The sequence below is a fragment of the Superficieibacter sp. HKU1 genome, from assembly GCF_029319185.1.
Lineage (GTDB): Bacteria > Pseudomonadota > Gammaproteobacteria > Enterobacterales > Enterobacteriaceae > Superficieibacter.
The window spans coordinates 1,516,142-1,542,834 of the sequence record NZ_CP119754.1 but is presented as its reverse complement, the minus strand read 5'-3'; the positions used below and the strand labels follow the sequence as shown (position 1 = coordinate 1,542,834).

Annotated in this window: 26 protein-coding genes; 23 read left to right on the top strand and 3 right to left on the bottom strand. The window is 54.0% G+C overall.

Translation table 11 applies throughout. From position 1 onward, the window contains the following. Positions 1-102 precede the first annotated feature (102 nt). The 9 genes from miaB (at position 103) to P0H77_RS07370 (ending at position 9,434) form a co-directional block, all read left to right on the top strand. Positions 103-1,527, top strand: a complete 1,425-nt coding sequence (gene miaB / locus P0H77_RS07410; protein WP_276164259.1) for a tRNA (N6-isopentenyl adenosine(37)-C2)-methylthiotransferase MiaB — start codon at positions 103-105, stop codon at positions 1,525-1,527. 173 nt (positions 1,528-1,700) lie between these two features. Then, a complete protein-coding gene (locus P0H77_RS07405) occupies positions 1,701-2,741 on the top strand; it encodes a PhoH family protein (protein WP_276164258.1) in 1,041 nt (346 codons plus the stop codon). Continuing rightward, complete coding sequence (ybeY, locus tag P0H77_RS07400) at positions 2,738-3,205, top strand: rRNA maturation RNase YbeY (RefSeq protein ID WP_276164257.1); 468 nt, start codon at positions 2,738-2,740, stop codon at positions 3,203-3,205. The genes P0H77_RS07405 and ybeY overlap by 4 nt, the downstream gene beginning before the upstream one ends. A gap of 97 nt (positions 3,206-3,302) precedes the next feature. Continuing rightward, positions 3,303-4,181, top strand: coding sequence for a CNNM family magnesium/cobalt transport protein CorC (corC, locus tag P0H77_RS07395; protein ID WP_176917668.1), 879 nt, complete (start codon positions 3,303-3,305; stop codon positions 4,179-4,181). Between the two features lie 5 nt (positions 4,182-4,186). Beyond that, positions 4,187-5,725 (top strand): apolipoprotein N-acyltransferase, encoded by a 1,539-nt coding sequence (gene lnt / locus P0H77_RS07390; protein WP_276164256.1) that lies wholly within the window; start codon positions 4,187-4,189, stop codon positions 5,723-5,725. Positions 5,726-6,222: 497 nt separating this feature from the next. Further along, complete coding sequence (locus tag P0H77_RS07385; RefSeq protein ID WP_276164255.1) at positions 6,223-7,131, top strand: amino acid ABC transporter substrate-binding protein; 909 nt, start codon at positions 6,223-6,225, stop codon at positions 7,129-7,131. Between the two features lie 163 nt (positions 7,132-7,294). Next, positions 7,295-8,035, top strand: a complete 741-nt coding sequence (gltJ, locus tag P0H77_RS07380; protein ID WP_276164254.1) for a glutamate/aspartate ABC transporter permease GltJ — start codon at positions 7,295-7,297, stop codon at positions 8,033-8,035. After that, a complete protein-coding gene (gltK, locus tag P0H77_RS07375; protein ID WP_276164253.1) occupies positions 8,035-8,712 on the top strand; it encodes a glutamate/aspartate ABC transporter permease GltK in 678 nt (225 codons plus the stop codon). Before gltJ ends, gltK begins: the two co-directional genes overlap by 1 nt. Then, entirely contained in the window at positions 8,709-9,434 is a 726-nt protein-coding gene (locus tag P0H77_RS07370; protein ID WP_276164252.1) for an amino acid ABC transporter ATP-binding protein, read from the top strand. The genes gltK and P0H77_RS07370 overlap by 4 nt, the downstream gene beginning before the upstream one ends. Before the next feature lie 178 nt (positions 9,435-9,612). On the opposite strand, the gene P0H77_RS07365 is transcribed toward P0H77_RS07370, so the two are convergent. Together P0H77_RS07365 and P0H77_RS07360 are read right to left on the bottom strand one after the other, a co-directional pair. Beyond that, positions 9,613-10,572 carry a hypothetical protein gene (locus tag P0H77_RS07365; RefSeq protein ID WP_276164251.1) on the bottom strand — a complete coding sequence of 320 codons (960 nt, stop codon included), beginning with the start codon at positions 10,570-10,572 and terminating at the stop codon, positions 9,613-9,615. 104 nt (positions 10,573-10,676) lie between these two features. Further along, positions 10,677-11,159: a zinc ribbon-containing protein gene (locus P0H77_RS07360; protein ID WP_276165069.1), complete on the bottom strand. Its 483-nt coding sequence runs from the start codon at positions 11,157-11,159 to the stop codon at positions 10,677-10,679. Between the two features lie 225 nt (positions 11,160-11,384). Here P0H77_RS07360 and leuS point away from each other — a divergent pair, with 225 nt between their 5' ends. From leuS to lipA, 14 genes are all read left to right on the top strand, one after another. Further along, positions 11,385-13,967: a leucine--tRNA ligase gene (gene leuS / locus P0H77_RS07355; protein ID WP_276164250.1), complete on the top strand. Its 2,583-nt coding sequence runs from the start codon at positions 11,385-11,387 to the stop codon at positions 13,965-13,967. 14 nt (positions 13,968-13,981) lie between these two features. Further along, entirely contained in the window at positions 13,982-14,557 is a 576-nt protein-coding gene (lptE, locus tag P0H77_RS07350; RefSeq protein WP_276164249.1) for an LPS assembly lipoprotein LptE, read from the top strand. Continuing rightward, a complete protein-coding gene (gene holA, locus P0H77_RS07345) occupies positions 14,557-15,588 on the top strand; it encodes a DNA polymerase III subunit delta (RefSeq protein WP_276164248.1) in 1,032 nt (343 codons plus the stop codon). Before lptE ends, holA begins: the two co-directional genes overlap by 1 nt. Before the next feature lies 1 nt (position 15,589). Then, entirely contained in the window at positions 15,590-16,231 is a 642-nt protein-coding gene (gene nadD / locus P0H77_RS07340) for a nicotinate-nucleotide adenylyltransferase (RefSeq protein ID WP_276164247.1), read from the top strand. A gap of 252 nt (positions 16,232-16,483) precedes the next feature. After that, entirely contained in the window at positions 16,484-16,801 is a 318-nt protein-coding gene (gene rsfS / locus P0H77_RS07335; protein WP_176917680.1) for a ribosome silencing factor, read from the top strand. Between the two features lie 3 nt (positions 16,802-16,804). Further along, on the top strand, positions 16,805-17,272 hold the full coding sequence (rlmH, locus tag P0H77_RS07330; protein ID WP_176917681.1) for a 23S rRNA (pseudouridine(1915)-N(3))-methyltransferase RlmH: 468 nt from the start codon (positions 16,805-16,807) through the stop codon (positions 17,270-17,272). A gap of 27 nt (positions 17,273-17,299) precedes the next feature. Continuing rightward, the gene (mrdA, locus tag P0H77_RS07325; RefSeq protein WP_276164246.1) at positions 17,300-19,201 is read left to right on the top strand and encodes a peptidoglycan DD-transpeptidase MrdA; all 1,902 of its coding nucleotides are present in this window, start codon (positions 17,300-17,302) and stop codon (positions 19,199-19,201) included. Between the two features lie 2 nt (positions 19,202-19,203). After that, positions 19,204-20,316 (top strand): peptidoglycan glycosyltransferase MrdB, encoded by a 1,113-nt coding sequence (mrdB, locus tag P0H77_RS07320; RefSeq protein WP_276164245.1) that lies wholly within the window; start codon positions 19,204-19,206, stop codon positions 20,314-20,316. Positions 20,317-20,326: 10 nt separating this feature from the next. Then, positions 20,327-21,472: an endolytic peptidoglycan transglycosylase RlpA gene (rlpA, locus tag P0H77_RS07315; protein WP_276164244.1), complete on the top strand. Its 1,146-nt coding sequence runs from the start codon at positions 20,327-20,329 to the stop codon at positions 21,470-21,472. A 137-nt stretch (positions 21,473-21,609) separates the two neighbouring features. Beyond that, on the top strand, positions 21,610-22,824 hold the full coding sequence (dacA, locus tag P0H77_RS07310) for a D-alanyl-D-alanine carboxypeptidase DacA (protein ID WP_276164243.1): 1,215 nt from the start codon (positions 21,610-21,612) through the stop codon (positions 22,822-22,824). 102 nt (positions 22,825-22,926) lie between these two features. After that, complete coding sequence (gene ybeD / locus P0H77_RS07305; protein WP_276164242.1) at positions 22,927-23,190, top strand: DUF493 family protein YbeD; 264 nt, start codon at positions 22,927-22,929, stop codon at positions 23,188-23,190. Positions 23,191-23,284: 94 nt separating this feature from the next. Continuing rightward, positions 23,285-23,926: a lipoyl(octanoyl) transferase LipB gene (gene lipB, locus P0H77_RS07300; protein ID WP_276164241.1), complete on the top strand. Its 642-nt coding sequence runs from the start codon at positions 23,285-23,287 to the stop codon at positions 23,924-23,926. A 291-nt stretch (positions 23,927-24,217) separates the two neighbouring features. Next, positions 24,218-25,171: a YbeF family transcriptional regulator gene (locus P0H77_RS07295; RefSeq protein WP_276164240.1), complete on the top strand. Its 954-nt coding sequence runs from the start codon at positions 24,218-24,220 to the stop codon at positions 25,169-25,171. A gap of 209 nt (positions 25,172-25,380) precedes the next feature. Beyond that, complete coding sequence (gene lipA / locus P0H77_RS07290; RefSeq protein WP_276164239.1) at positions 25,381-26,346, top strand: lipoyl synthase; 966 nt, start codon at positions 25,381-25,383, stop codon at positions 26,344-26,346. A gap of 82 nt (positions 26,347-26,428) precedes the next feature. Here the strand turns inward: lipA and tatE are convergent, their stop codons facing one another. Beyond that, positions 26,429-26,632, bottom strand: coding sequence for a twin-arginine translocase subunit TatE (gene tatE, locus P0H77_RS07285; RefSeq protein WP_176917690.1), 204 nt, complete (start codon positions 26,630-26,632; stop codon positions 26,429-26,431). Positions 26,633-26,693: the final 61 nt, after the last annotated feature.

The following is a 26,693-nucleotide window of genomic DNA, read 5'->3' as shown; positions in this document are numbered from 1 at the left end:
TTTCGCTTTTATTTGGCCGGAAGATGAACTATGGTCACAACCGCGCCAAAGCATTACAATACGCGCCCTGCATTCCTGGTCCTATTTCGCAAGAGCAAGTCGATGACAAAAAAACTCCACATTAAAACCTGGGGCTGTCAGATGAATGAATACGATTCATCAAAGATGGCCGATCTGCTGGATGCCACGCATGGCTACCAACTCACTGAGGTAGCGGAAGAGGCAGATGTGCTGCTGCTTAATACCTGCTCAATCCGCGAGAAGGCCCAGGAGAAGGTCTTCCACCAGTTAGGTCGCTGGAGACTATTAAAGGAAAAAAATCCGGACCTGATTATCGGCGTCGGCGGCTGCGTGGCCTCGCAGGAAGGCGATCACATCCGTCAGCGCGCCAATTATGTCGATATTATTTTTGGTCCGCAGACCCTGCACCGCCTGCCGGAAATGATCAACGCCGTGCGCGGCGATCGCAGCCCGGTGGTGGACATCAGCTTCCCGGAAATCGAGAAATTCGACCGTCTGCCGGAACCGCGCGCAGATGGCCCGACCGCCTTCGTTTCTATTATGGAAGGCTGCAACAAATACTGTACTTACTGCGTGGTACCCTATACCCGTGGTGAAGAAGTCAGCCGTCCGTGCGACGACATTCTGTTTGAAATCGCTCAGCTGGCCGCCCAGGGCGTGCGTGAAGTTAACCTGCTCGGCCAGAACGTGAATGCCTGGCGCGGTGAGAATTACGACGGGACCACCGGTTCCTTCGCCGAACTGCTGCGTCTGGTTGCCGCCATTGACGGTATCGATCGCGTGCGCTTCACCACCAGCCACCCGATCGAATTTACCGATGACATCATTGAAGTCTATCGCGATACGCCGGAGCTGGTGAGTTTCCTCCATCTGCCGGTGCAAAGCGGCTCTGACCGCGTGCTGAACCTGATGAGCCGTACCCACACCGCGCTGGAATACAAGGCAATTATCCGCAAACTGCGCGCGGCACGCCCGGATATCCAGGTCAGCTCAGACTTTATCGTCGGCTTCCCCGGTGAAACCACCGAGGACTTTGAGAAGACGATGAAACTGATTGCCGACGTCAATTTTGATATGAGCTACAGTTTTATCTTCTCCGCCCGTCCGGGTACGCCAGCGGCTGATATGGTCGATGATGTGCCGGAAGAAGAGAAGAAACAGCGTCTGTATATTCTGCAGGAGCGTATTAACCAGCAGGCAATGGCCTGGAGCCGCCGGATGCTCGGCACCACCCAGCGCATTCTGGTGGAAGGCACCTCGCGTAAAAGCATTATGGAGCTGTCGGGCCGTACCGAAAATAACCGCGTGGTGAACTTTGAAGGCACCCCGGAGATGATCGGCAAGTTCGTTGACGTTGAAATTACCGACGTTTACCCGAACTCCCTGCGCGGCAAGCTGGTGCGTACCGAAGAGGAAATGGGTCTGCGCATTAATGAGTCGCCGGCGTCGGTGATTGCCCGAACCCGCAAAGAAAATGAGATCGGTGTTGGCATCTACCAGCCGTAGTCTTCCCGGCCTGCCTCATGGCAGGCCTTGTTTTCCCTCTTCCCGTCCCCCATATTGACTCCAGTGCTTGCGCCTTTTCCAGCAACGTGAATAATTTCATTATCACAGATGACATCCCGCCCGATCCCTGCCTAAGACACGCGATCCGGCCATACCGGTAAAAGAGGAACAGTTTGAATACAGAATCTCGTGAAATTACCCTTGAGCCCGCCGATAACGCCCGACTGCTGAGCCTGTGCGGACCATTTGATGACAACATCAAACATCTGGAGCGTCGGTTGGGTATCGAAATCAATCGCCACGACTACCACTTTACGCTCACCGGCCGTCCCCTCTGCGTCAATGCGGCGGCGGATATTCTGCGTACGCTGTACGTCGATACCGCGCCGATGCGCGGGCAGATTCAGGATATCGAACCAGAGCAGATCCACCTCGCCATTAAAGAAGCGCGCGTGCTGGAGCAAAGCGCCGAGAGCGTGCCGGAGTACGGCAAAGCGATCCATATCAAGACCAAACGCGGAGTAATCAAACCACGTACGCCGAACCAGGCGCAGTACATCGCCAATATTCTTGACCACGACATCACCTTTGGCGTCGGTCCTGCCGGTACGGGGAAAACCTATCTGGCGGTCGCCGCAGCAGTGGATGCCCTTGAGCGTCAGGAAATCCGCCGTATTCTGCTGACCCGTCCGGCGGTGGAAGCCGGTGAGAAGCTGGGTTTCCTGCCGGGCGATCTCAGCCAGAAGGTCGACCCGTATCTGCGCCCGCTGTATGACGCGCTGTTTGAGATGCTCGGCTTTGAGAAAGTCGAGAAGCTGATGGAACGCAACGTGATTGAAGTTGCGCCGCTGGCCTATATGCGCGGTCGTACCCTCAACGATGCATTTATCATCCTCGATGAGAGCCAGAACACCACCATCGAACAGATGAAAATGTTCCTGACCCGCATCGGCTTCAACTCCAAAGCAGTGATCACCGGCGACATCACCCAGGTCGACCTGCCGCGCAGTACCAAATCCGGGCTGCGTCACGCCATCGAAGTGCTGGCAAACGTCGAGGAAATTAGCTTTAACTTTTTCCACAGTGAAGACGTGGTGCGCCACCCGGTCGTCGCCCGTATCGTCACTGCCTATGAAGCCTGGGAAGAGGCCGATCAAAAACGTCGCGCTGAACTGGCCGAAGAACGTAAGCGCGACGCGCAGGAGCAAAAATGAGTGCTGTGATCCTCGATCTTCAACTGGCCTGCGAAAACACCGCGGGCCTGCCGGAAGAACGTCAGTTTCAGACATGGCTGGATGCCGTTATCCCTCAGTTTCAGGAAGAATCAGAAGTGACGATTCGTCTGGTGGATGAAGCAGAAAGCCACGAGCTTAACCTGACGTATCGTGGCAAGGATAAGTCCACCAACGTGCTCTCCTTTCCTTTTGAAGCGCCACCGGGCATTGAGATGCCGCTGCTGGGCGATCTGATCATCTGCCGCCAGGTGGTTGAACAGGAAGCAAAAGAGCAGGAGAAACCGCTGGAAGCGCACTGGGCGCATATGGTCATTCACGGCAGTCTGCATCTGCTGGGCTACGACCATATTGAAGATGACGAAGCCGAAGAGATGGAGTCGCTCGAAACAGAGATAATGCTTGCTCTGGGCTACGAGGATCCGTACATTGCCGAGAAGGAATAACCCGTGCGCCAGTTCGCTGGCGTACAGGCATATTGCCCGGCGCTGTGCTTGCGCGCCGGAGCACAATTTTAATTAACATGAGAACCCAAACGACGCCATGAGCGACGACAATTCACACAGTAGTGACACAATAAATAGCAAGAAGGGATTTTTCTCCCTGTTATTAAGCCAACTTTTCCACGGCGAACCGAAAAACCGTGATGAACTGCTGGCGCTGATCCGTGATTCCGGGCAGAACGAGCTTATCGATGAAGATACGCGCGACATGCTCGAAGGGGTAATGGATATTGCCGACCAGCGAGTCCGCGATATCATGATTCCCCGCTCGCAGATGGTCACCCTGAAACGCAATCAGACGCTGGACGAATGCCTCGATGTCATCATCGAATCCGCCCACTCGCGTTTCCCGGTCATCAGTGAAGACAAAGATCACGTTGAAGGGATTCTGATGGCCAAAGATCTGCTGCCGTTTATGCGCAGCGATGCCGAAGCCTTCAGCATGGAAAAGGTGTTACGTCAGGCGGTGGTTGTTCCTGAAAGCAAACGGGTTGACCGGATGCTCAAGGAGTTCCGTTCTCAGCGTTATCATATGGCGATTGTTATCGACGAATTCGGCGGCGTCTCTGGTCTGGTGACCATCGAAGACATCCTCGAACTGATCGTCGGCGAAATTGAAGACGAATACGACGAAGAAGAAGATATCGACTTCCGTCAGTTAAGCCGCCATACCTGGACCCTGCGCGCGCTGGCCTCTATTGAGGACTTTAACGAAACCTTCGGCACGAATTTTAGCGATGACGAAGTCGACACCATCGGCGGCCTGGTAATGCAGGCATTTGGTCATCTTCCTGCCCGCGGTGAAACGATTGATATTGATGGCTATCAGTTCAAAGTCGCTATGGCCGACAGTCGTCGGGTCATTCAGGTACACGTCAAACTCCCGGACGATGCTGCACAACCTAAACTGGACGAGTAATGTAAATGGCATTTGCCTCACTGTTTGAACGCCAGCGCGTACGTCTGCTGCTGGCGCTACTTTTGGGAGCCAGCGGAACGCTGGCTTTTTCTCCTTATGACGTCTGGCCCGCCGCACTGATTTCGCTGATGGGCCTCCAGGGACTGACGCTTAACCGCCGTCCGCTACAGGCGGCCGCGATTGGTTTCTTCTGGGGCTTTGGGCTTTTTGGCACCGGCATTAACTGGGTCTATGTCAGCATCGCCCAGTTTGGCGGGATGCCGGGACCGATTAACGTTTTCCTGGTGGTATTGCTCGCCGCGTATATGTCGCTTTATACCGGGCTTTTCGGCGGCATTCTCGCGCGACTGTGGCCTAAAACAAACTGGATGCGCATGGCTATTGCGGCGCCGGTGGTCTGGCAAATCAGCGAGTTTTTGCGCGGATGGGTGCTAACCGGGTTCCCGTGGCTACAGTTTGGCTATAGCCAGATCGACGGCCCGCTGAAAGGCATGGCTCCGGTGATGGGCGTTGAAGCCATCAATTTCCTGTTGATGATGGTCAGTGGTCTGCTGGCACTGGCCGTGGTGACGCGCAGCTGGCGACCGCTGGTGGCCGCTGTCGTGCTGTTTGCCCTTCCCTTCCCGCTGCGCTATATCCAGTGGTACCAGCCGGAGCCGGAAAAGACGACGCAGGTGTCGCTGGTGCAGGGCAATATCCCTCAGTCGCTGAAGTGGGATGAGGGCCAGCTGATTTCTACGCTGAAAATTTATATCGACGCCACCAAACCATTGATGGGTAAATCATCACTGATTATCTGGCCGGAATCAGCCATTACCGATCTGGAAATCAATCAGCAGCCGTTGCTCAGTGAGATGGACAGTATGTTGCGGGAGAAAGGCAGTTCGCTTATCACTGGCATCGTCGATGCGCGGCTGAACAAACACAATCGCTACGACACGTACAACACCATTATCACCCTGGGTAAAGGATCGCCGTACAGCTACGACTCTGACGATCGTTACAATAAAAACCATCTGGTGCCGTTTGGTGAATTCGTGCCGCTGGAAGCTATCCTGCGTCCGCTGGCCCCGTTCTTCGACCTGCCGATGTCCTCTTTCAGCCGTGGGCCGTACGTTCAGCCTCCGCTGTCGGTAGATGGCTATAAGCTGACGGCGGCAATCTGCTACGAAATCATCCTTGGCGAACAGGTGCGGGACAACTTCCGCCCGGAGAATGATTTCCTGCTGACGATCTCCAACGACGCGTGGTTTGGTAAATCCATCGGCCCGTGGCAGCATTTCCAGATGGCGCGGATGCGTGCGCTGGAGCTGGCGCGTCCGCTGCTGCGCAGCACCAACAACGGTATTACGGCAGTGATTGGTGCCGATGGCGACGTTCAGGCGATGATCCCGCAGTTTACCCGCCAGGTGTTGACCGCTAACGTGACGCCAACCACCGGCCTGACGCCTTACGCGCGTACCGGTAACTGGCCGCTGTGGATAATTACCGCCCTGTTTGGCTTTGGTGGGCTGGTGATGAGTTTGCGCCAGCGCCGTAAATAACATCCACCGGGCATTACGGCGTCTACCTCCTGCCCGGACATGCCCGGCGGCGCAAGCTTGCCGGGCCTACAATCAACGTTAACTCCGCATCTACACGCGCTCCGTTCTGTAGGCCGGGTAAGGCGAAGCCGCCACCCGGCATTACGGCTCATTTCTCTGTGCCGTATATTCGATGTCATCCCCATCTTTACCCATTTCTGGCACATCCTTTGCTTACTATCTATAACAGGCTGCGAAATACGCATAAGGCGCAACCCGGTCGCACCATACTGGCGCATCGGTAGCACCTGAAAAGTGCAAGCCCCTATTTTTGCCTTCAAATGGTGCGGGTCACTTCGCAAAAATAAACAATAACGCAGCAAAATCTTTACATTAAGCCAGACTAAATGTTAACAAATAGCAATAACACTGCACGCTTAAGTCGCAGGTCATAACAACACAACACTCACAATGGGTATCAATAGCGTCCTGACGCTGACGATAAAAAGGAGTTGGATATGCAATTACGTAAACTGGCCACGGCAATGCTGGTGATGGGCGTCTCAGCGGGCGTAGTCCATGCAGAAGATGCGGCCCCGGCGGCGGGCAGCACGCTGGATAAAATCGCTAAAAACGGCGTCATCGTTGTCGGTCACCGCGAATCTTCCGTGCCGTTCTCCTATTACGATAATCAGCAAAAAGTGGTCGGTTATTCCCAGGACTACTCTAACGCCATCGTTGAAGCGGTGAAGAAAAAGCTTAACAAACCCGATCTGCAGGTGAAGCTTATTCCTATTACCTCCCAGAACCGTATTCCGCTGCTGCAAAACGGCACCTTTGACTTTGAGTGCGGCTCCACCACCAACAACCTTGAGCGTCAAAAACAGGCGTCTTTCTCCGACACCATCTTCGTGGTCGGGACCCGTCTGCTGGCGAAAAAAGGCGGCAATGTTAAAGACTTCCCGGACCTGAAAGGGAAAGCGGTGGTGGTCACTTCCGGTACCACCTCAGAAGTGCTGCTGCATAAGCTTAACGATGAGCAGAAAATGAACATGCGCATCATTAGCGCTAAAGATCATGGTGATTCCTTCCGCACGCTGGAAAGTGGCCGTGCCGTCGCCTTTATGATGGATGACGCCCTGCTGGCTGGCGAACGTGCAAAAGCCAAAAAGCCGGATAACTGGGAGATCGTCGGCAAGCCGCAGTCTCAGGAAGCTTACGGCTGTATGCTGCGTAAAGATGATGCGCAGTTTAAAAAGCTGATGGATGACACTATCGCCCAGGCGCAAACCTCAGGCGAGGCGGAAAAATGGTTTGATAAGTGGTTTAAAAACCCTATCCCGCCGAAAAACCTGAACATGAACTTCGAACTCTCTGACGAGATGAAAGCCCTGTTCAAAGAACCGAATGATAAAGCGCTGAACTAATTAAAAAGAAACAGGGGCAGGCTCACCTGCCCTCTCGATTGCTGGACAGCACGGACAGACTATACGCCGGGAGGTCGTTCCCCACCCGACGCGAAAATCGCAGTACGCTGTTCAATAATCTTCGAGGGTAGCGCTGCTACCCTTTTTTTTCTGGAGTAGATGTATGTCCATAGACTGGAACTGGGGTATTTTTTTACAGCAGGCTCCGTTCGGCAACACGACTTACCTGGGCTGGCTGTGGAACGGCTTCCAGGTCACCGTCGCGCTGTCGATTACCGCCTGGATTATCGCGTTTCTTGTGGGGTCGCTGTTTGGTATTTTGCGTACCGTTCCCAACCGTTTTTTATCCGCTCTCGGCACGCTGTACGTTGAGCTTTTCCGCAATGTTCCCCTGATCGTACAGTTTTTTACCTGGTACCTGGTGGTGCCGGAGCTATTACCTGAAGATCTCGGCATGTGGTTTAAAGCCGAACTGGATCCTAATATCCAGTTTTTCCTTTCCTCCATGATTTGTCTGGGGCTGTTTACCGCCGCCCGCGTCTGCGAGCAGGTCCGCGCCGCCATTCAGTCGCTGCCGCGCGGGCAGAAAAATGCCGCGCTGGCGATGGGATTGACTCTGCCGCAAGCCTACCGCTACGTGCTGTTGCCCAATGCCTACCGGGTGATCGTCCCACCGATGACCTCTGAGATGATGAATCTGGTGAAAAACTCGGCCATCGCGTCCACCATTGGTCTGGTGGATATGGCGGCACAGGCAGGTAAGCTGCTGGACTATTCCGCCCACGCCTGGGAATCGTTCACCGCTATCACCCTCGCGTATGTGTTAATCAACGCCGTTATCATGCTGGTGATGAATCTGGTAGAACACAAAATCCGCCTGCCGGGCAATATGGGAGGCAAATAATGTACGAGTTTGACTGGAGTTCAATCGTTCCTTCCCTGCCGTATTTGCTGGCAGGGCTGGTTATTACGCTGAAAATTACCGTCACGGCGGTAATTATTGGGATTGTCTGGGGAACGCTTCTCGCCGTCATGCGGCTGTCGAGCTTTACGCCGGTTGCCTGGTTTGCCAAAGCATACGTCAACGTATTTCGCTCCATTCCGCTGGTGATGGTGCTGCTGTGGTTTTACCTGATCGTCCCCGGTTTTCTGCAAAACGTGCTGGGACTGTCGCCGAAAAACGATATCCGCCTTATTTCCGCGATGGTCGCCTTTTCAATGTTTGAGGCGGCGTATTATTCGGAAATTATTCGGGCGGGTATTCAGAGCATTTCTCGCGGGCAGTCGAGCGCCGCGCTGGCGCTGGGGATGACCCACTGGCAATCGATGAAATTGATTATTCTGCCGCAGGCGTTTCGCGCGATGGTGCCGCTGCTGCTCACCCAGGGGATTGTCCTGTTCCAGGATACGTCACTGGTGTACGTATTAAGCCTCGCCGACTTCTTCCGCACCGCGTCCACTATCGGCGAGCGTGACGGCACCCAGGTTGAGATGATCCTCTTTGCCGGTGCAGTGTATTTTGTTATCAGCCTGAGTGCTTCGCTGTTAGTCAGCTATTTGAAGAAAAGGACAGTATCATGATTTCCCTGAAAAATGTTTCTAAATGGTATGGTCACTTTCAGGTGCTGACCGACTGCTCAACGGAAGTGAAAAAAGGCGAAGTGGTAGTGGTTTGCGGCCCTTCCGGCTCCGGTAAATCGACGCTGATCAAGACCGTAAACGGCCTTGAACCGGTGCAGAAAGGTGAGATTGTCGTTAACGGTACCAAAGTCAACGACAAGAAAACCAACCTCGCCGAGCTGCGCTCGCACGTGGGGATGGTGTTCCAGCACTTCGAACTTTTCCCCCATCTGTCGATTATTGAGAACCTGACGCTGGCGCAGGTAAAAGTGCTCAAGCGCGATAAAGCCGCCGCGCGGGAAAAAGGGCTGAAGCTTCTTGAACGCGTCGGGCTTTCCGCGCATGCCAATAAATTCCCGGCCCAGCTTTCCGGCGGTCAGCAGCAGCGTGTGGCGATCGCCCGCGCGCTGTGTATGGACCCGGTCGCAATGCTGTTTGACGAACCGACATCCGCTCTCGATCCGGAAATGATCAACGAAGTGCTGGACGTGATGGTCGAGCTGGCGAATGAAGGGATGACAATGATGGTGGTGACGCACGAAATGGGCTTTGCCCGTAAAGTGGCAAACCGGGTAATTTTCATGGATGAAGGAAAAATTGTTGAAGATTCCGCGAAAGAGGAGTTCTTTGCCAATCCGCAGTCCGACCGCGCAAAAGATTTCCTTGCCAAAATCCTCCATTAATCTTGCTGGCGCGCACCGCAGAGTGCGCGCCGTTTTCAGTGCTTTTCTACCCTATAACCAAACACCATTAAAAACAGCCGGCATTTGCCAGGTGAAATTTCACTTCAGCACCCGTTGAAATAGTTCTACCGCCTTTTTGCTCTCGCAGCATTAGGGTTACATCGAAACGAACGGTTATTTATTTCAACGTCAATAATGTCTGACTTACCACTTTTGTCGTCGATTCTTCAGCAACTTCATCAAAAATCGCCTGCGTCACTTTTACCTGGCCCGGATGCTGCGGATCGCGCTTTATCAGATCCGCTGCCGTGTCGGTTTCCTGTAAATTAATATTCATAGAGAAGCCCGGCATGGTTTTGATCCACTGCTTCTGCTGAATATCGTAGACATACACCACACGCATGGCGCTGGTCCACCACTCAGGAAAAGCCACCACCCGGTCGCGGCCGCTGTCATCCAGCCCGGATAGCGTTTCCATGAGCCCCACCAGACATTGCGATATTTTTACCGGCTTGACGTCAGGGTCGCTATTCCACAGCGTACAATCGCAATCGGTCTCTTCAGTACACGCGCCGCCAGTGCGCGGGTTGGCATCGCTCATCCATGCGTAACTTACAGATTTCCCGTCGAATTTACCTTTAATCACTCCGGCATAAACATTTTTATTCTGATTTGCGCGAGTAATGGCATCCGTTTCACTGACAATGCGCCAGCCTGCGGGCGTTTTTCTCATCTGTAGCTCTGCCGGATAATTTTTTTCCTTAAACGTTTCCAGCCCGGCAGATTTCACGAAACGCACCATGACGCTATCGTCACTTTCTTCAATCGGCTGAATATTCAGCGTACTGACAATGCTCTGCCCATATTGTGTGTTTTTCGCCAGAAAAGCCTGACTGTTGGCAATCACCTGCTGCGCGGGTAGCGTCTTACCAAACCATTCAACCTGCTCAGCGTAAAGCGACTGCGGCTGGGCGTTTTCTACCCGGTTCAGAACATCGTTCCAGCGATCCACCAGCGCGGTAATTTGCTGTTCGTCGATAGTGGTCAGGGTGAGGTCAGCGTGAGCGGCGAAAGTGCCCAGAAACAATAAGGCCGCCGCGAGGTTACGGTTAAAAGGAAGAAAAGTGGTGTTCATCATCGGTCCCTGTCGATTGGGTAATCAGCACGCGAGGTATCATCCCTGATGAGTGCTGGCGCGCCGGGCAGTAGTTACAGGCATTCTGCGCCGACGCGTTATGGCGATCAAGGCTCAAATGGTCGTCTCTGGAACTGATCGTGTCCGCATTTCGGACACAGCGGCAGTACGTCCGGAGTATACACCGCCAGATGGAAGTGGCACTTTTCGCATACCAGATTGCCCAGCCCTACCACTTCCCCGCTGTGATACACGCCGTGATGGTTGAGATCCTGGAACACTTCTCGCCACTCCAGCTGCGTTATATCGGTAATATCCGCCAGCTGCTGCCAGACGCTCTCCTTAATCACCCGCAGGAAGACGCTATCTTCAGCGTCGCTTTGGCTCTCTTCATAGCTTCTGGCAAACTCTTCCAGGTCGCGTCGTACAGCTTTAATCAGCTCGTCGATTTCGGTTCGCGTTAACTCCCCGGTTTGCGTTACCCGCAGGCGCGCCTGCTCGACCAGCGCATCAATATCATGGTCGCCATTTCGCAGCCGTTCCGTTAATGTCGCCACCAGTTCCCGGTAAAATTGAGCAACCTTGTTCATCATTTCATCTCCTGGGTCGTTAACTACCTATAATAATAGACGTTATTTACGCTACGCTCTGTTGAGTGCGCCACAGGGAGTGTAAATTCCTGCAAGCTTTTTGCGCCCGGTGAGTACGCGAAAGGCTGTTTTGGCGCGGGCGTTTGGGCTATGCTATGCGGATCTTAATTACCACATCACACGGCTACCGTTGTAGCTATGAGCAAAACAGGACCACTGGCTGCCATGCAAGAGCAATATCGCCCGGAAGAGATAGAATCCAAAGTACAGCTTCACTGGGAAGAGAAGCGCACATTTGAAGTGACCGAAGACGCAAGTAAAGAGAAGTATTACTGCCTGTCGATGCTTCCCTATCCTTCTGGCCGACTACATATGGGCCACGTACGTAACTACACCATTGGCGATGTGATCTCCCGTTATCAGCGTATGCTGGGTAAAAACGTGCTTCAGCCGATTGGCTGGGATGCGTTCGGTCTGCCAGCAGAAGGCGCGGCGGTGAAAAACAACACCGCGCCAGCACCGTGGACCTACGAAAATATCGCCTACATGAAAAACCAGCTCAAAACGCTGGGTTTTGGCTATGACTGGAGCCGCGAAATTGCGACCTGTACGCCGGAGTACTATCGCTGGGAGCAGAAATTCTTCACCGAGCTGTTTAAAAAAGGTCTGGTGTACAAGAAAACGTCCGCGGTGAACTGGTGCCCGAATGACCAGACCGTGCTGGCTAATGAACAGGTCATTGACGGCTGCTGCTGGCGCTGCGACACCAAAGTTGAGCGTAAAGAGATCCCGCAGTGGTTTATTAAAATCACCGCCTACGCTGACGAGCTGCTCAACGATCTGGATCATATGGATCAGTGGCCGGACACCGTAAAAACCATGCAGCGCAACTGGATCGGTCGTTCTGAAGGCGTGGAAATCACCTTCGACGTGACCGGTTACGAAAATACGCTGACCGTCTACACCACGCGCCCGGACACCTTCATGGGTGCCACCTATCTGGCCGTGGCCGCAGGTCACCCGCTGGCGCAAAAAGCCGCCGCGACGAATCCTGAACTGGCTGCCTTTATCGATGAATGCCGCAATACCAAAGTGGCCGAAGCCGATATGGCGACGATGGAGAAAAAAGGCGTCGATACCGGCTTTAAAGCGGTTCACCCGTTAACCGGCGAAGAAGTTCCGGTATGGGCGGCGAACTTCGTGCTGATGGAGTACGGTACGGGTGCGGTGATGGCCGTTCCGGGTCACGATCAGCGCGATTACGAATTTGCGACTAAATATGGTTTGACTATCAAGCCGGTGATCCTCGCCGCCGACGGTTCCGCACCGGATCTGTCTGAACAGGCGATGACGGAAAAAGGCGTACTGTTCAACTCGGGTGAATTTGACGGCCTGGCATTTGAAGCCGCATTCAACGCCATCGCTGACAAGCTGGCGGTCAAAGGCGTAGGCGTGCGCAAAATTAACTATCGTCTGCGCGACTGGGGTGTATCTCGTCAACGTTACTGGGGCGCGCCGATCCCGATGGTCACGCTGGAAGACGGTACCGTGCTGCCGACACCGGAAGATCAACTGCCGGTGATCCTGCCGGAAGACGTGGTAATGGATGGGATCACCAGCCCGATCAAAGCCGATCCTGAGTGGGCAAAAACCACCGTTAACGGCCAGCCTGCGCTGCGTGAAACCGACACCTTCGACACCTTTATGGAATCCTCATGGTACTACGCGCGCTACACCTGCCCGCAGTACAATGAAGGCATGCTGGACCCGGAAGCAGCGAACTACTGGCTGCCGGTTGATATTTACATTGGCGGTATCGAACACGCCATTATGCACCTGCTCTACTTCCGCTTCTTCCATAAGCTGATGCGCGATGCGGGCATGGTTAACTCTGACGAACCGGCTAAACAACTGCTGTGTCAGGGGATGGTCCTGGCTGACGCGTTCTACTACGTGGGTGAAAACGGCGAGCGCAACTGGGTATCACCGAAAGATGCCGTTACCGAGCGTGACGAAAAAGGCCGTATTGTTAAAGCGAAAGATGCCGCAGGTCATGAACTGGTCTATACCGGCATGAGCAAGATGTCCAAGTCGAAAAACAACGGCATCGACCCGCAGGAAATGGTCGAACGCTACGGCGCGGATACCGTCCGTCTGTTTATGATGTTTGCCTCTCCGGCAGATATGACGCTGGAATGGCAGGAATCCGGCGTAGAAGGCGCAAACCGCTTCCTGAAGCGCGTCTGGCGTCTGGTGTACGAACACACTGCAAAAGGTGAAGTTGCCACGCTGAATGTTGATGCACTCAGTGAAGATCAGCAGGCCCTGCGTCGTGACGTTCACAAAACTATCGCCAAAGTGACCGATGATATCGGCCGTCGTCAGACCTTCAACACCGCGATTGCGGCGGTGATGGAACTGATGAACAAACTGGCAAAAGCACCGCTGGAAGACGAGCAGGATCGCGCCCTGATGCAGGAAGCGCTGCTGGCAGTAGTGCGGATGCTCAACCCGTTCACGCCGCATATGTGCTTCACCCTGTGGCAGGAACTGAACGGTGAAGGCGATATCGACAATGCGCCGTGGCCGGTGGCTGATGAAAAAGCCATGGTTGAAAACACCACGCTGGTGGTGGTGCAGGTGAACGGTAAAGTACGCGGTAAAATTACTGTTGCGGTAGATGCTACCGAAGAACAGGTTCGTGAACGTGCGGGTCAGGAACATCTGGTCGCAAAATACCTTGACGGCGTTACCGTGCGTAAAGTGATTTACGTGCCGGGTAAACTGCTCAATCTGGTTGTGGGTTAAACGCGGGAGGAAGCGTGCGACATCTGGTTACTCTGTTGTTATCTTTGGCGGTGCTTGCCACCGCCGGTTGTGGCTGGCATCTGCGTAGTACGACGCAGGTGCCGACAACCATGAAAACGATGATCCTCGACTCAGGCGATCCTAATGGCCCGCTGAGCCGCGCGGTGCGCAATCAACTGCGTCTGAACGGTATTGAGGTTGTAGAGCAAAAAGAGACAACGCGGAAAGATATCCCGTCTCTGCGTCTGGGTGCGGCGTCTGTTTCGCAGGATACCGCCTCGGTATTCCAGAACGGTCAGACGGCGGAGTATCAGATGGTAATGGAGGTCAGCGCATCCGTGTTGATCCCGGGCCACGATATCTACCCTATCAACACCCGGGTCTATCGTTCTTTCTTTGACAACCCGCAGCGAGCGCTGGCGAAAGACGCCGAGCAGAGCATGATTGTCAATGAAATGTACGATAAAGCCGCCGAACAGCTGATTCGTAAGCTGCCAAGCGTGAAAGCCGCCGATGAAGAAGAGAACGCCACGACTTCTGAGCCGGTTGCTCCAGCGTCAGGCCGCGTAACGACGACGCTGAGCAACTGATGATTCGGTTGTACCCGGAACAACTCCGCGCGCAGCTCTCTGAAGGGCTGCGCGCGGCGTATCTGCTTCTCGGAAACGATCCTCTGCTGGTACAGGAAAGCCAGGACGCGGTGCGTCAGGCTGCCGTCGCGCAAGGGTTTGAGGAATATCATACCTTTACCCTTGATGCCAGCACCGACTGGAACGCCCTCTATTCACTCTGTCAGGCGATGAGTCTTTTCGCCAGCCGTCAGACGCTGACGCTTCTGCTGCCGGAAAACGGGCCAGGCGCTCCTTTCAATGAACCGCTATCGACGTTGGTTAGCCTGTTGCATGACGACCTGCTGCTGATCGTGCGCGGTAACAAACTGACGAAAGCGCAGGAAAATGCGCCGTGGATCGCCGCCCTCGCCAACCGTTCGGTGCTGGTGACCTGCCAGACGCCGGAGCAGGCGCAACTGCCGCGCTGGCTCGCCGCACGCGCTAAGCAGAACAATTTGCAGATAGACGACGCGGCCAGCCAGTTGCTGTGCTACTGCTACGAAGGCAATTTACTGGCGCTGGCGCAGGCGCTGGAGCGGCTTGCTCTGTTATGGCCGGACGGGAAACTGACCCTGCCGCGCGTCGAGCAGGCGGTCAACGATGCCGCGCACTTTACCCCGTTCCACTGGGTCGATGCGCTACTGGCTGGCAAAAGCAAACGTGCGCTGCATATCCTGCATCAGCTTCAGCTGGAAGCCAGCGAACCGGCGATCCTGCTGCGCACCCTGCAACGTGAACTGCTGATGCTGGTAAACCTTAAACGGCAGATGGCCCATACGCCGCTACGCTCTCTGTTCGATAAATATCGCGTCTGGCAAAACCGCCGCGCGATGGTTGGCGACGCGCTCAACCGTCTTAGCGAGGATCAGCTGCGTCAGGCGGTAACGCTGTTAAGCCGCGCCGAACTGACGCTTAAGCAGGATTACAGCCAGTCCGTGTGGACCAGCCTTGAAAGCCTTTCTCTGCTACTCTGTCATAAAGCGCTGGCAGAGATATTCATTGACGGGTGATATGACCAGATTACAGGCCTTGTTTGGCGGCACGTTCGATCCAGTTCACTACGGGCATCTGAAACCCGTTGAAACCCTGGCTAACCTGGTGGGGCTGGATCGCACAATCTTAATGCCCAATAACGTTCCGCCGCATCGCCCGCAGCCGGTGGCGAGCAGCGAGCAGCGTAAGATCATGCTTGAACTGGCGATTGCCGATAAACCGCTGTTCACCCTGGATGAGCGGGAGCTGCGCCGTGATACGCCCTCCTGGACCTCGCAGACGTTACAGGAGTGGCGCGAGGAGCAAGGCGCAGACAAACCGCTGGCGTTTATTATCGGCCAGGATTCGCTCCTGACCTTTCATACCTGGCACCGCTACGAAACCATTCTCGACTACGCACATTTGCTCGTCTGCCGTCGTCCGGGCTACCCGTCTACGCTACCCGATCCCGATCGCCAGGCGTGGCTTGAACGCCATCTGATCCACGATCCACAAGCGCTGCATATTCTGCCCGCCGGGAAAATCTATCTGGCGGAAACGCCGTGGTATAACATCTCCTCCACGCAAATCCGCGAGCGGCTGGCGCGTCAGGAGTCGTGTCATGACCTGCTGCCGTCCGCCGTCGAGGAGTATATTCATCAGCAGGGCCTTTACCGCTAATTTTCCGTTCTCTCAGCGTCATGCCCATTGACACACTACGGCAGACTGCTATTCTCCGCGCCAGACTTTTCCTGCCCTCACGCCCGTTTGAAAATTGTTTTACAAAAATGGCGATGCATTCCTGTGCAAGGGGTGGGATGATGGCCCACTTTAAACGTCTGTCCGGCGACATTTGTCCCGATAATGCCTGCGTTTCAGGTATACTGGCAGGCTGTTTATTATTGTTAACTATCTCATCCCCAGGGGGAACTCTTGCAGGGTAAAGCACTTCAGGATTTTGTTATCGACAAAATTGATGACCTTAAAGGTCAGGACATTCTGGCGCTGGATGTTCAGGGTAAATCCAGTATTACGGATTGCATGATTATTTGTACCGGTACCTCCAGCCGTCACGTGATGTCGATTGCCGACCATGTGGTTCAGGAATCGCGCGCCGCTGGCATGCTGCCGCTGGGCGTGGAAGGCGAAAACTCCGCCGACTGGATTGTCGTTGATTTAGGCGATGTGATTGTCCACGTGATGCAGGAAGATAGCCGTCGCCTGTATGAACTGGAAAAACTCTGGGGTTAATGCGTGAAGCTGCAACTGGTAGCCGTCGGCACCAAAATGCCGGACTGGGTGCAAGCCGGATTTACAGAGTATCTACGTCGCTTTCCCAAAGATATGCCGTTTGAACTGGTGGAAATTCCCGCCGGTAAACGCGGCAAAAATGCGGATATCAAGCGTATTCTCGATAAAGAGGGTGAGCTGATGCTGGCTGCGGCTGGCAAAAATCGCATCGTGACCCTTGATATTCCCGGTAAACCCTGGGATACGCCGCAGCTTGCCGTTGAGCTGGAGCGCTGGAAACAGGATGGCCGCGATGTCAGTCTGTTAATCGGCGGGCCGGAAGGGCTGTCTCCTGCCTGCAAAGCAGCGGCAGAACAAAGCTGGTCTCTCTCTACGCTGACCCTGCCCCACCCCCTCGTTCGGGTACTGGTCGCTGAGAGCCTTTATCGGGCGTGGAGTATCACCACTAACCACCCCTACCACCGCGAGTAATGATGATCAGGGTAGACTAAGCAGCGGATGAAATTACAGAATTCTTTTCGCGACTATTCGGCTGAGTCCGCGCTGTTTGTGCGCCGGGCGCTGGTCGCCTTTACGGGGATTTTGCTGCTTTCCGGCGTGCTGGTTGCCAATCTCTATAATCTGCAAATCAATCGGTTTACCGATTACCAGACCCGTTCTAACGAAAACCGCATTAAGCTGGTGCCGATTGCCCCAAGCCGCGGCATTATCTACGACAGGAACGGCACGCCGCTGGCGCTAAACCGGACTATCTATCAGATTGAGATGATGCCGGAGAAGGTCGACAACGTGCAGCAGACTCTCGACGCCCTGCGTGAGGTGGTCGATCTGAACGATGAAGACATTGCCAACTTTAAAAAAGAGCGTAGCCGCTCGCATCGCTTTACCTCTATTCCGGTGAAAACCAACCTGACAGAAGTTCAGGTAGCCCGCTTCGCGGTGAATCAATACCGTTTTCCCGGCGTTGAGGTAAAGGGCTATAAACGTCGCTACTATCCGTATGGTTCCGCCCTGACGCACGTCATTGGCTACGTCTCAAAAATTAACGATAAAGACGTTGAGCGGCTGGATAAAGAAGACAAACTGGCAAACTACGCCGCGACGCATGATATCGGCAAACTTGGCATTGAGCGTTATTATGAAGATGTCCTGCACGGCCAGACCGGCTATGAAGAGGTTGAAGTTAACAACCGCGGCCGCGTTATTCGCCAGCTTAAAGAAGTGCCGCCGCAGGCCGGGCACGATATCTACCTGACCATTGACCTCAAGCTACAAACCTATATTGAAACCCTGCTGGCGGGCAGCCGCGCGGCGGTGGTAGTGACCGATCCCCGCAACGGCGATATTCTGGCGCTGGTGTCTATGCCAAGCTACAACCCGAATCTGTTTGTTGACGGTATTTCCAGCAAAGATTACGCCTCGCTGCTGAACGATCCCAACACGCCGCTGGTAAACCGTGCGACCCAGGGCGTCTACCCTCCGGCCTCGACGGTAAAACCCTACGTTGCCGTTTCCGCGCTGAGCGCAGGCGTGATCACGCGCAATACCAGCCTGTTCGATCCCGGCTGGTGGCAGCTGCCCGGCTCGGAAAAACGCTATCGTGACTGGAAAAAATGGGGCCATGGTCATCTTAATGTGACCAAATCGCTGGAAGAGTCCGCGGATACCTTCTTCTACCAGGTCGCCTATGACATGGGCATCGATCGCCTTTCCGAGTGGATGGGCAAATTTGGCTACGGCCATTATACCGGCATCGACCTCGCGGAAGAACGCTCTGGCAATATGCCAACCCGCGAATGGAAGCAGAAACGCTTTAAAAAACCCTGGTATCAGGGCGATACCATTCCGGTCGGTATCGGTCAGGGCTACTGGACCGCGACGCCGATCCAGATGAATAAGGCGATGATGATCCTGATTAACGACGGCGTGGTGAAGATCCCTCACTTTCTGATGAGCACAATGGAGAATGGCAAACAGGTTCCCTGGGTGCAGCCGCAACAGCCGCCGGTGGGCGATATTCATTCGGGCTACTGGGAAATTGCCAAAGATGGCATGTACGGTGTGGCGAACCGCCCTAACGGCACCGGGCATAAATACTTTATGAATGCGCCGTATAAAGTGGCGGCAAAATCCGGTACGGCCCAGGTCTTTGGCCTGAAGGCGAATGAAACCTATAACGCGCATAAGATTGCCGAACGCCTGCGCGACCATAAGTTAATGACCGCCTTCGCGCCCTATGATAATCCACGCGTTGCGGTTGCCATCATTCTGGAAAACGGCGGTGCGGGTCCGGCCGTCGGGACCATTATGCGCCAGATACTCGACCATATTATGCTCGGTGATAACAACACCGTTCTGCCAGCAGAAAACCCGGCGTCAACGGCGGCGGAGGACCAATAATCATGACCGATAATCCAAATAAAAAGTCGTTCTGGGACAAAATCCATATCGATCCCACGATGATGCTGATCGTCCTCGCGCTGCTGGTCTACAGCTCACTGGTGATCTGGAGCGCCAGCGGCCAGGACATTGGCATGATGGAACGCAAAATTGGCCAGATCGCGATGGGGCTGGTGATGATGGTCGTCATGGCGCAGATCCCGCCCCGGGTTTACGAAGGCTGGGCCCCCTATCTCTATATTTTCTGCGTCATTTTATTGATCGCGGTCGATGCCTTTGGGGCGATTTCTAAAGGCGCGCAGCGCTGGCTGGATTTAGGCGTGGTGCGCTTCCAGCCGTCGGAAATCGCCAAAATCGCCGTGCCGCTGATGGTCGCCCGCTTTATTAACCGCGACGTCTGTCCGCCCTCGTTAAAGAACACGGCCATCGCCCTGGTGCTTATCTTTATGCCCACGTTGCTGGTGGCGGCGCAGCCCGACCTCGGGACATCCATTCTTATCGCCCTTTCCGGTCTGTTTGTGCTGTTCCTGTCCGGGTTAAGCTGGAAGCTGATTGGCATTGCCGCGCTGCTGATTGCCGCGTTTATTCCCATCCTGTGGTTCTTCCTGATGCACGATTATCAGCGCCAGCGCGTGATGATGCTGCTCGATCCGGAAACCGATCCGCTGGGCGCAGGCTATCATATTATACAGTCGAAAATTGCCATCGGTTCCGGCGGACTTAGGGGTAAAGGATGGCTGCACGGCACGCAGTCCCAGCTTGAGTTTTTACCCGAACGCCACACTGACTTTATCTTTGCGGTGCTGGCAGAAGAACTTGGACTGGTAGGCTTCCTGGTCCTGCTGGCGCTGTACGTATTACTGATTATGCGCGGGTTGTGGATCGCTGCACGCGCACAAACCACCTTTGGCCGGGTCATGGCCGGTGGCCTGATGTTGATTTTATTCGTATATGTGTTTGTAAATATTGGTATGGTGAGTGGTATCTTACCGGTGGTAGGCGTTCCGTTGCCGCTGGTGAGCTACGGGGGATCTGCCCTGATTGTACTCATGGCCGGGTTTGGTATCGTTATGTCGATCCATACTCACAGGAAAATGTTGTCAAAAAGCGTGTAAGAGGTGCGCAATGCGTAAGCAATGGCTTGGGATCTGCATAGCAGCAGGACTACTGGCAGCCTGTACGGATACCGGGAATCAGCAGCAGCAAAATGTTGCTGCGCCGCAGCCAGCGGTCTGTAATGGTCCGACAACAGAGATTAGTGGGGCCGATCCACGCTACGAACCTCTGAACGCGACGGTAAATCAGGACTATGAACGCGATGGTAAAAAATACCAAATCGTGCAGGATCCTTCACGCTTTAGCCAGGCAGGACTGGCGGCGATTTATGATGCCGAACCGGGTAGCAACCTGACTGCCTCAGGAGAGACGTTTGATCCGATGCAGCTCACCGCCGCGCATCCAACGCTGCCGATCCCCAGCTATGCGCGGATAACCAATACCGCGAACGGCAGGATGATTGTGGTGCGGATTAACGACCGTGGTCCCTATGGCAACGATCGCGTGATTTCGCTTTCACGGGCGGCGGCCGACCGTCTGAATACCTCCAACAATACCAAAGTGCGTATTGATACGATTATCGTTGCACAAGATGGCACGCTTTCCGGACCTGGGATGGCCTGTACCACCGTGGCGAAGCAGACCTATGCTCTCCCGGATCGCCCCGATCTCAGCGGCGGTATGGGTAACGCCTCTTCTGCACCGCAAGCCATACAGCCGTCTGATAGCGATGTTCGGGCAATCAGCAATGATACCTTACAGTCTGAAGATGGTGGACCTGGTGCGCCGGTGAAAAGCAGCGGTTTCCTCGGTGCGCCAACGACGCTTAGCTCTGGCGTACTGGAGAGCAGTGAGCCAGCAACACCGCCAGTAGCGGCACAACCTGCCGCTGCACCAGCGACCCCGGCAGCACCGGTCAGCGCGCCGGGCAATGTTGCCACGCCGGCAGCGCCTGCGGCAACCGCTCCCGCTGCCGCCCCTGCCGCCAGCGGTAACTACGTCGTTCAGGTCGGCGCGGTCAGCGATCAGACCCGTGCGCAGCAGTATCAGCAGCGACTCGCACAGCAATTTTCCGTGCCGGGTCGGGTCACGCAAAACGGCGCGGTATGGCGTATTCAACTGGGTCCGTTCAGTTCAAAAGCTGACGCCAGCGCGTTACAGCAGCGTTTGCAAAACGAAGCACAGCTCCAGTCGTTCATCACTGGCGCAAATTAACTGAGTGGCATCTGACTTTGTCAGCTTATGTAAACGACATTAACAAAGTCATGCGCAATGTCAGATGCCGGTCCGTATAGCTTTTGCTATAGTAGGGCACTTTTTTTAACTCCATCACGGATGTCGTTTTTCTGACCATGAAGACCACTTTCTCCGTTCGTTCCGTGCAGCGCCTTGCGCTCACCTCAGTCCTGTCCATTGCCACGCTTGCTACTGCCGCGCATGCTGACGATCTGAACATTAAAACCATGATCCCGGGCGTTCCGCAGATCGACGCTGAATCCTACATCCTGATTGATTACAACTCAGGTAAGGTCCTGGCAGAACAAAATGCTGACGCACGACGCGATCCGGCAAGCCTGACCAAAATGATGACCAGCTACGTTATTGGACAGGCAATGAAAGCCGGTAAGTTCAAAGAAAGCGATCTGGTCACCATCAATAACGACGCGTGGGCCACCGGCAACCCGGTATTTAAAGGTTCTTCCCTGATGTTCCTGAAACCAGGTATGCAGGTGCCGGTCTCGCAACTTATCCGTGGCATTAACCTGCAGTCAGGTAACGATGCCTGCGTAGCGATGGCCGATTTCGCTGCGGGTAGCCAGGACGCCTTCGTTGGCCTGATGAACAGCTATGTCGGGGCGCTGGGGCTAAAAAACACCCACTTCCAGACCGTTCACGGCCTGGATGCTGAAGGGCAATATAGCTCTGCCCGCGATATGGCGCTGATTGGTCAGGCACTGATCCGCGACGTACCGAACGAATACTCTATCTATAAAGAAAAGGAGTTTACGTTTAACGGTATTCGTCAAACCAACCGTAACGGCCTGCTGTGGGATAACAGTCTGAACGTTGACGGCATCAAAACCGGCCATACCGAGAAAGCGGGCTATAACCTCGTGGCCTCGGCGACGGAAGGCCAGATGCGCCTGATCTCTGCGGTAATGGGGGGTCGCACCTTTAAAGGCCGCGAGACGGAAAGTAAAAAACTGCTGACCTGGGGCTTCCGCTTCTTCGAAACGGTTAATCCATTGAAAGCAGGTAAAGAATTTGCCTCTGAACCTGCCTGGTTCGGCGACAGCGATCGCGCCTCTCTTGGCGTTGATAAAGACGTCTACCTGACCATTCCGCGCGGTCGGATGAAAGATCTTAAAGCCAGCTACGTGCTGACTACCCCGGAGCTGCATGCTCCCCTGCAAAAGAATCAGGTCGTCGGCACCATTAACTTCCAGCTGGACGGTAAAATCATTGAACAGCGTCCGCTGGTCGTGCTCCAGGAGATCCCGGAAGGGAATTTCTTCGGCAACATCATTGATTATATCAAGCTAATGTTCCACCACTGGTTTGGTTAATATTTAGCCTATTGAAAAACGGGATGACATCCCCATATACTATTTATCCTGATAACTCCCATTCCCCTGGGAGTTATTCTTTTTTGTATTGCCGGAGCTGACATGAAAACCAAACTGAACGAACTGCTGGAATTCCCTACCTCTTTTACCTATAAGGTGATGGGTCTGGCTAAACCTGAGCTGGTTGATCAGGTGGTCGAAGTGGTACAGCGCCATGCGCCTGGTGATTACTCTCCGCAGATAAAGCCGAGTAGCAAAGGCAACTACCACTCGGTCTCCATCACGATTAACGCGACCCATATTGAGCAGGTTGAGACGCTCTATGAAGAGCTGGGCAACATTGATATTGTTCGGATGGTACTGTAAATCATTCAGTTACCCGGTCCCCGCCGGGTAACTCATATCCCGCTATGATATAATCCCCGGCATCCCGATACTGCGTTTCCCCGGAGATCCCGTTTTGCTTCAGGACACCATCCTTATTCGCCGCCTCGGCCTTCAGCCGTATGAAGCCGTCTCGCAGGCGATGCACGATTTTACCGATACCCGCGATGAAAATACGCCGGACGAGATCTGGCTGGTTGAACATCTGCCGGTTTTCACTCAGGGCCAGGCCGGCAAAGCCGAACACGTGTTGGTCCCCGGTGATATTCCCGTTATTCAGAGCGACCGGGGTGGTCAGGTGACCTATCACGGACCGGGTCAGCAGGTCATGTATGTCCTGCTTAATCTGAAGCGCCGTAAACTGGGCGTCCGTGAGCTGGTCACGCTGCTCGAACAAACCGTGGTAAACACGCTGGCACAGTTTGCCATCGACGCTCACCCGCGAGCCGATGCGCCGGGCGTTTACGTCGGTGAAAAGAAAATTTGCTCGCTGGGGCTGCGCATTCGTAAAGGATGCTCATTTCACGGTCTGGCACTGAATATTGCGATGGACCTCTCTCCTTTTCTGCGCATTAATCCCTGTGGCTATGCGGGAATGGAAATGGCGCAGGTCAGTGAATGGATAAACGATGCCAGCCCCGATTCTATTTCCCCTGTATTAGTAGAGCATTTTTTAGCGCTGCTAAACAATCCAGGCTTTGAATATATCCCTACTTAACTTATTAAGCATGGCGGAGCGTTAAGTTAGCGTCCGCCCCCGCTTTACCCCCTTTTTTCTTTACAACCTCCTGAACTTTCTATATTTTCATTTTGCTTTAATTATGAATGAGTTGGAAAGGAGCAGAGCGCGGTGCTTTTTTGACGCGAGGGGGATCTGCCGCTCTCAGATACAGGTAACTTTTTAATATTTAAGATAAAGATCATTCACCCTTGCGATAATTGAGACGATAATAACAACAAGATTTGCATCAACTATCATTCATACTGTGGATGAAAATGGAGCCTAAGCGTGGATTACAACGATCTGCCAGAAAAACGAATAAAACCATTGCGTGAGGATGATAACCCGCAAATATTCCGCACGCTCCGCAATATTGACCTCAACCTGTTGACTATTTTTGAGGCAGTGTATGTGCATAAAGGAATTGTTAACGCCGCCAAAATTTTGAATCTGACGCCGTCGGCTATTAGCCAGTCGATTCAGAAACTGCGCGCTATATTTCCCGATCCTCTTTTTATTCGTAAAGGCCAGGGCGTCACTCCCACTGCCTACGCCAGCCATCTCCATGAGTATATTAGTCAGGGCATGGAGTCGATCCTCGGCGCGCTGGATTTAACCGGCAGCTATGACAAACAGCGGACCATCACGATTGCCACCTCTTCTTCCGTAGGCGCGCTGGTAATGCCGACCATTCATAAAGCGGTCAGAAAAGAATTTCCCCAGCTGCTGTTGCGCAATATTCCGGTGACAGACGCTATCAACAAATTGAGCCAGTTTCAGGCCGATTTAGTCATCGACAGTTACGTCATCACCGCCCGTGCGCTGGCCCATCACGTTCTTTATACCGACCAACTGGTACTGGTCTGTCGCGAGGGGCATCCGGCGCTCGAGCAGCCGATGAATGCCGATACGCTGCGTCAGTATGAACATACGCTATTAATGGTGGACGGACAAAGCCACAGCGACCTGCGTAAACGCATTTATGAGCTCTTCCCGGACCGGCAGGTCAGTTTTAGCAGCTATAACTTGTTTACCATCGCAGCGCTGATTGCGGACAGCGATCTTATCGGGCTCATGCCTGCCCGCATCCACGGTCTTTTTGCCTCCTGCTGGCCGTTGCGTGTGATTGACTATCCGCCGCTGAATGAGGAAAAACTGGAATTCTCGTTGCATTACAATAAGCTGAGCCTGCGCGATCCCATTTTACAAAACGTCATAAACGCAATTCGTCAGGCGTTCTGACCTTTATCAGTAAAAAAACGTTATTCACTTTCGCCAGGGCATGTGAACAAAAACAACAACTATTTTACAAATAGCTGTCCTGGCAGGCTGCTTTCCCCTCGCTATCAATGGTATACTGCGTGGAGTTTATTCAAAAATAGTTGATAAATACGACATTTCATTGAATAGAAACGTTTTCCCCCGTTATCCGCAACTGGAACACGCATGCTATGAGTAAACCCATTGTGATGGAACGCGGCGTTAAGTACCGCGACGCCGATAAAATGGCCCTTATCCCGGTTAAAAACGTCGCTACCGAGCGTACCGAGATGTTGAGAAAACCGGAATGGATGAAAATCAAGCTTCCGGCTGACTCCTCTCGTATCCAGGGTATCAAAGCGGCAATGCGCAAAAACGGCCTGCACTCCGTGTGTGAAGAAGCCTCCTGCCCTAACCTGGCAGAATGTTTTAACCACGGTACCGCGACCTTTATGATCCTCGGTGCCATTTGTACCCGTCGCTGCCCGTTCTGCGACGTGGCGCATGGCCGTCCGGTCACCCCTGACGCGGGCGAACCGCAAAAGCTGGCGCAGACAATTGCCGATATGGCGCTGCGCTACGTGGTGATTACTTCTGTCGATCGCGACGATCTACGTGACGGTGGCGCTCAGCACTTCGCCGATTGTATTACGGCGATCCGCGAGAAGAGCCCGTCCATTCGCATCGAAACGCTGGTCCCGGACTTCCGTGGCCGCATGGATCGGGCGCTGGAAATCCTCAATGCCACGCCACCAGATGTGTTTAACCACAACCTCGAAAACGTGCCGCGCGTTTATCGCCAGGTTCGCCCCGGCGCAGATTACAACTGGTCGCTGAAGCTGCTGGAGCGTTTTAAAGAAGCGCACCCGGAAATCCCGACCAAATCGGGCCTGATGGTAGGTCTTGGCGAAACCAATGCCGAAATCATTGACGTGATGCGCGACCTGCGTCGCCATGGCGTAACGATGCTGACTCTCGGTCAGTACCTGCAACCGAGCCGTCATCACCTGGCGGTGCAACGTTACGTGAGCCCGGATGAGTTTGATGAAATGAAAGCCGAAGCGCTGGCGATGGGCTTTACCCATGCCGCCTGTGGTCCATTTGTCCGTTCGTCTTACCACGCCGATTTGCAGGCAAAAGGGATTGAGGTTAAATAAGCGAGATACAGCCGCTTACATTTAGCATAAAAAAACCGGCCTCAGATAGTGCCGGTTTTTTTCGCAAGCCTTCGCGTTGCCGTTACTCTTTATGCGTGATCCGTTCTGCCGGAATATCCTCTTCTGCGCTTTTCTTCGCCGCAGCGTCGTCATCGTTCATGGCTTTCTTGAAGCCCTTGATTGCCGTGCCCAGGTCTCCGCCCAGCGTACGTAGTTTCTTCGTACCAAACACCAGAACAATCAGTGCTGCAACCACCAGCAGTTTGGTAATGCTTATCTCACCCATAGATACCTTCTTCAAAAAAACAGGCTGCGTAATACGCCACAAAGACCAGAGTCTATTAACG

Coding starts and splice junctions, on each gene's coding strand:
- miaB (WP_276164259.1), top strand. CDS start 103: ATGACAAAAAAACTCCACATTAAAACCTGGGGCTGTCAGATGAATGAA.
- ybeY (WP_276164257.1), top strand. CDS start 2,738: ATGAGTGCTGTGATCCTCGATCTTCAACTGGCCTGCGAAAACACCGCG.
- corC (WP_176917668.1), top strand. CDS start 3,303: ATGAGCGACGACAATTCACACAGTAGTGACACAATAAATAGCAAGAAG.
- lnt (WP_276164256.1), top strand. CDS start 4,187: ATGGCATTTGCCTCACTGTTTGAACGCCAGCGCGTACGTCTGCTGCTG.
- P0H77_RS07385 (WP_276164255.1), top strand. CDS start 6,223: ATGCAATTACGTAAACTGGCCACGGCAATGCTGGTGATGGGCGTCTCA.
- gltJ (WP_276164254.1), top strand. CDS start 7,295: ATGTCCATAGACTGGAACTGGGGTATTTTTTTACAGCAGGCTCCGTTC.
- gltK (WP_276164253.1), top strand. CDS start 8,035: ATGTACGAGTTTGACTGGAGTTCAATCGTTCCTTCCCTGCCGTATTTG.
- P0H77_RS07370 (WP_276164252.1), top strand. CDS start 8,709: ATGATTTCCCTGAAAAATGTTTCTAAATGGTATGGTCACTTTCAGGTG.
- P0H77_RS07365 (WP_276164251.1), bottom strand. CDS start 10,572: ATGATGAACACCACTTTTCTTCCTTTTAACCGTAACCTCGCGGCGGCC.
- P0H77_RS07360 (WP_276165069.1), bottom strand. CDS start 11,159: ATGAACAAGGTTGCTCAATTTTACCGGGAACTGGTGGCGACATTAACG.
- leuS (WP_276164250.1), top strand. CDS start 11,385: ATGCAAGAGCAATATCGCCCGGAAGAGATAGAATCCAAAGTACAGCTT.
- holA (WP_276164248.1), top strand. CDS start 14,557: ATGATTCGGTTGTACCCGGAACAACTCCGCGCGCAGCTCTCTGAAGGG.
- nadD (WP_276164247.1), top strand. CDS start 15,590: ATGACCAGATTACAGGCCTTGTTTGGCGGCACGTTCGATCCAGTTCAC.
- mrdA (WP_276164246.1), top strand. CDS start 17,300: ATGAAATTACAGAATTCTTTTCGCGACTATTCGGCTGAGTCCGCGCTG.
- mrdB (WP_276164245.1), top strand. CDS start 19,204: ATGACCGATAATCCAAATAAAAAGTCGTTCTGGGACAAAATCCATATC.
- rlpA (WP_276164244.1), top strand. CDS start 20,327: ATGCGTAAGCAATGGCTTGGGATCTGCATAGCAGCAGGACTACTGGCA.
- dacA (WP_276164243.1), top strand. CDS start 21,610: ATGAAGACCACTTTCTCCGTTCGTTCCGTGCAGCGCCTTGCGCTCACC.
- ybeD (WP_276164242.1), top strand. CDS start 22,927: ATGAAAACCAAACTGAACGAACTGCTGGAATTCCCTACCTCTTTTACC.
- lipA (WP_276164239.1), top strand. CDS start 25,381: ATGAGTAAACCCATTGTGATGGAACGCGGCGTTAAGTACCGCGACGCC.
- tatE (WP_176917690.1), bottom strand. CDS start 26,632: ATGGGTGAGATAAGCATTACCAAACTGCTGGTGGTTGCAGCACTGATT.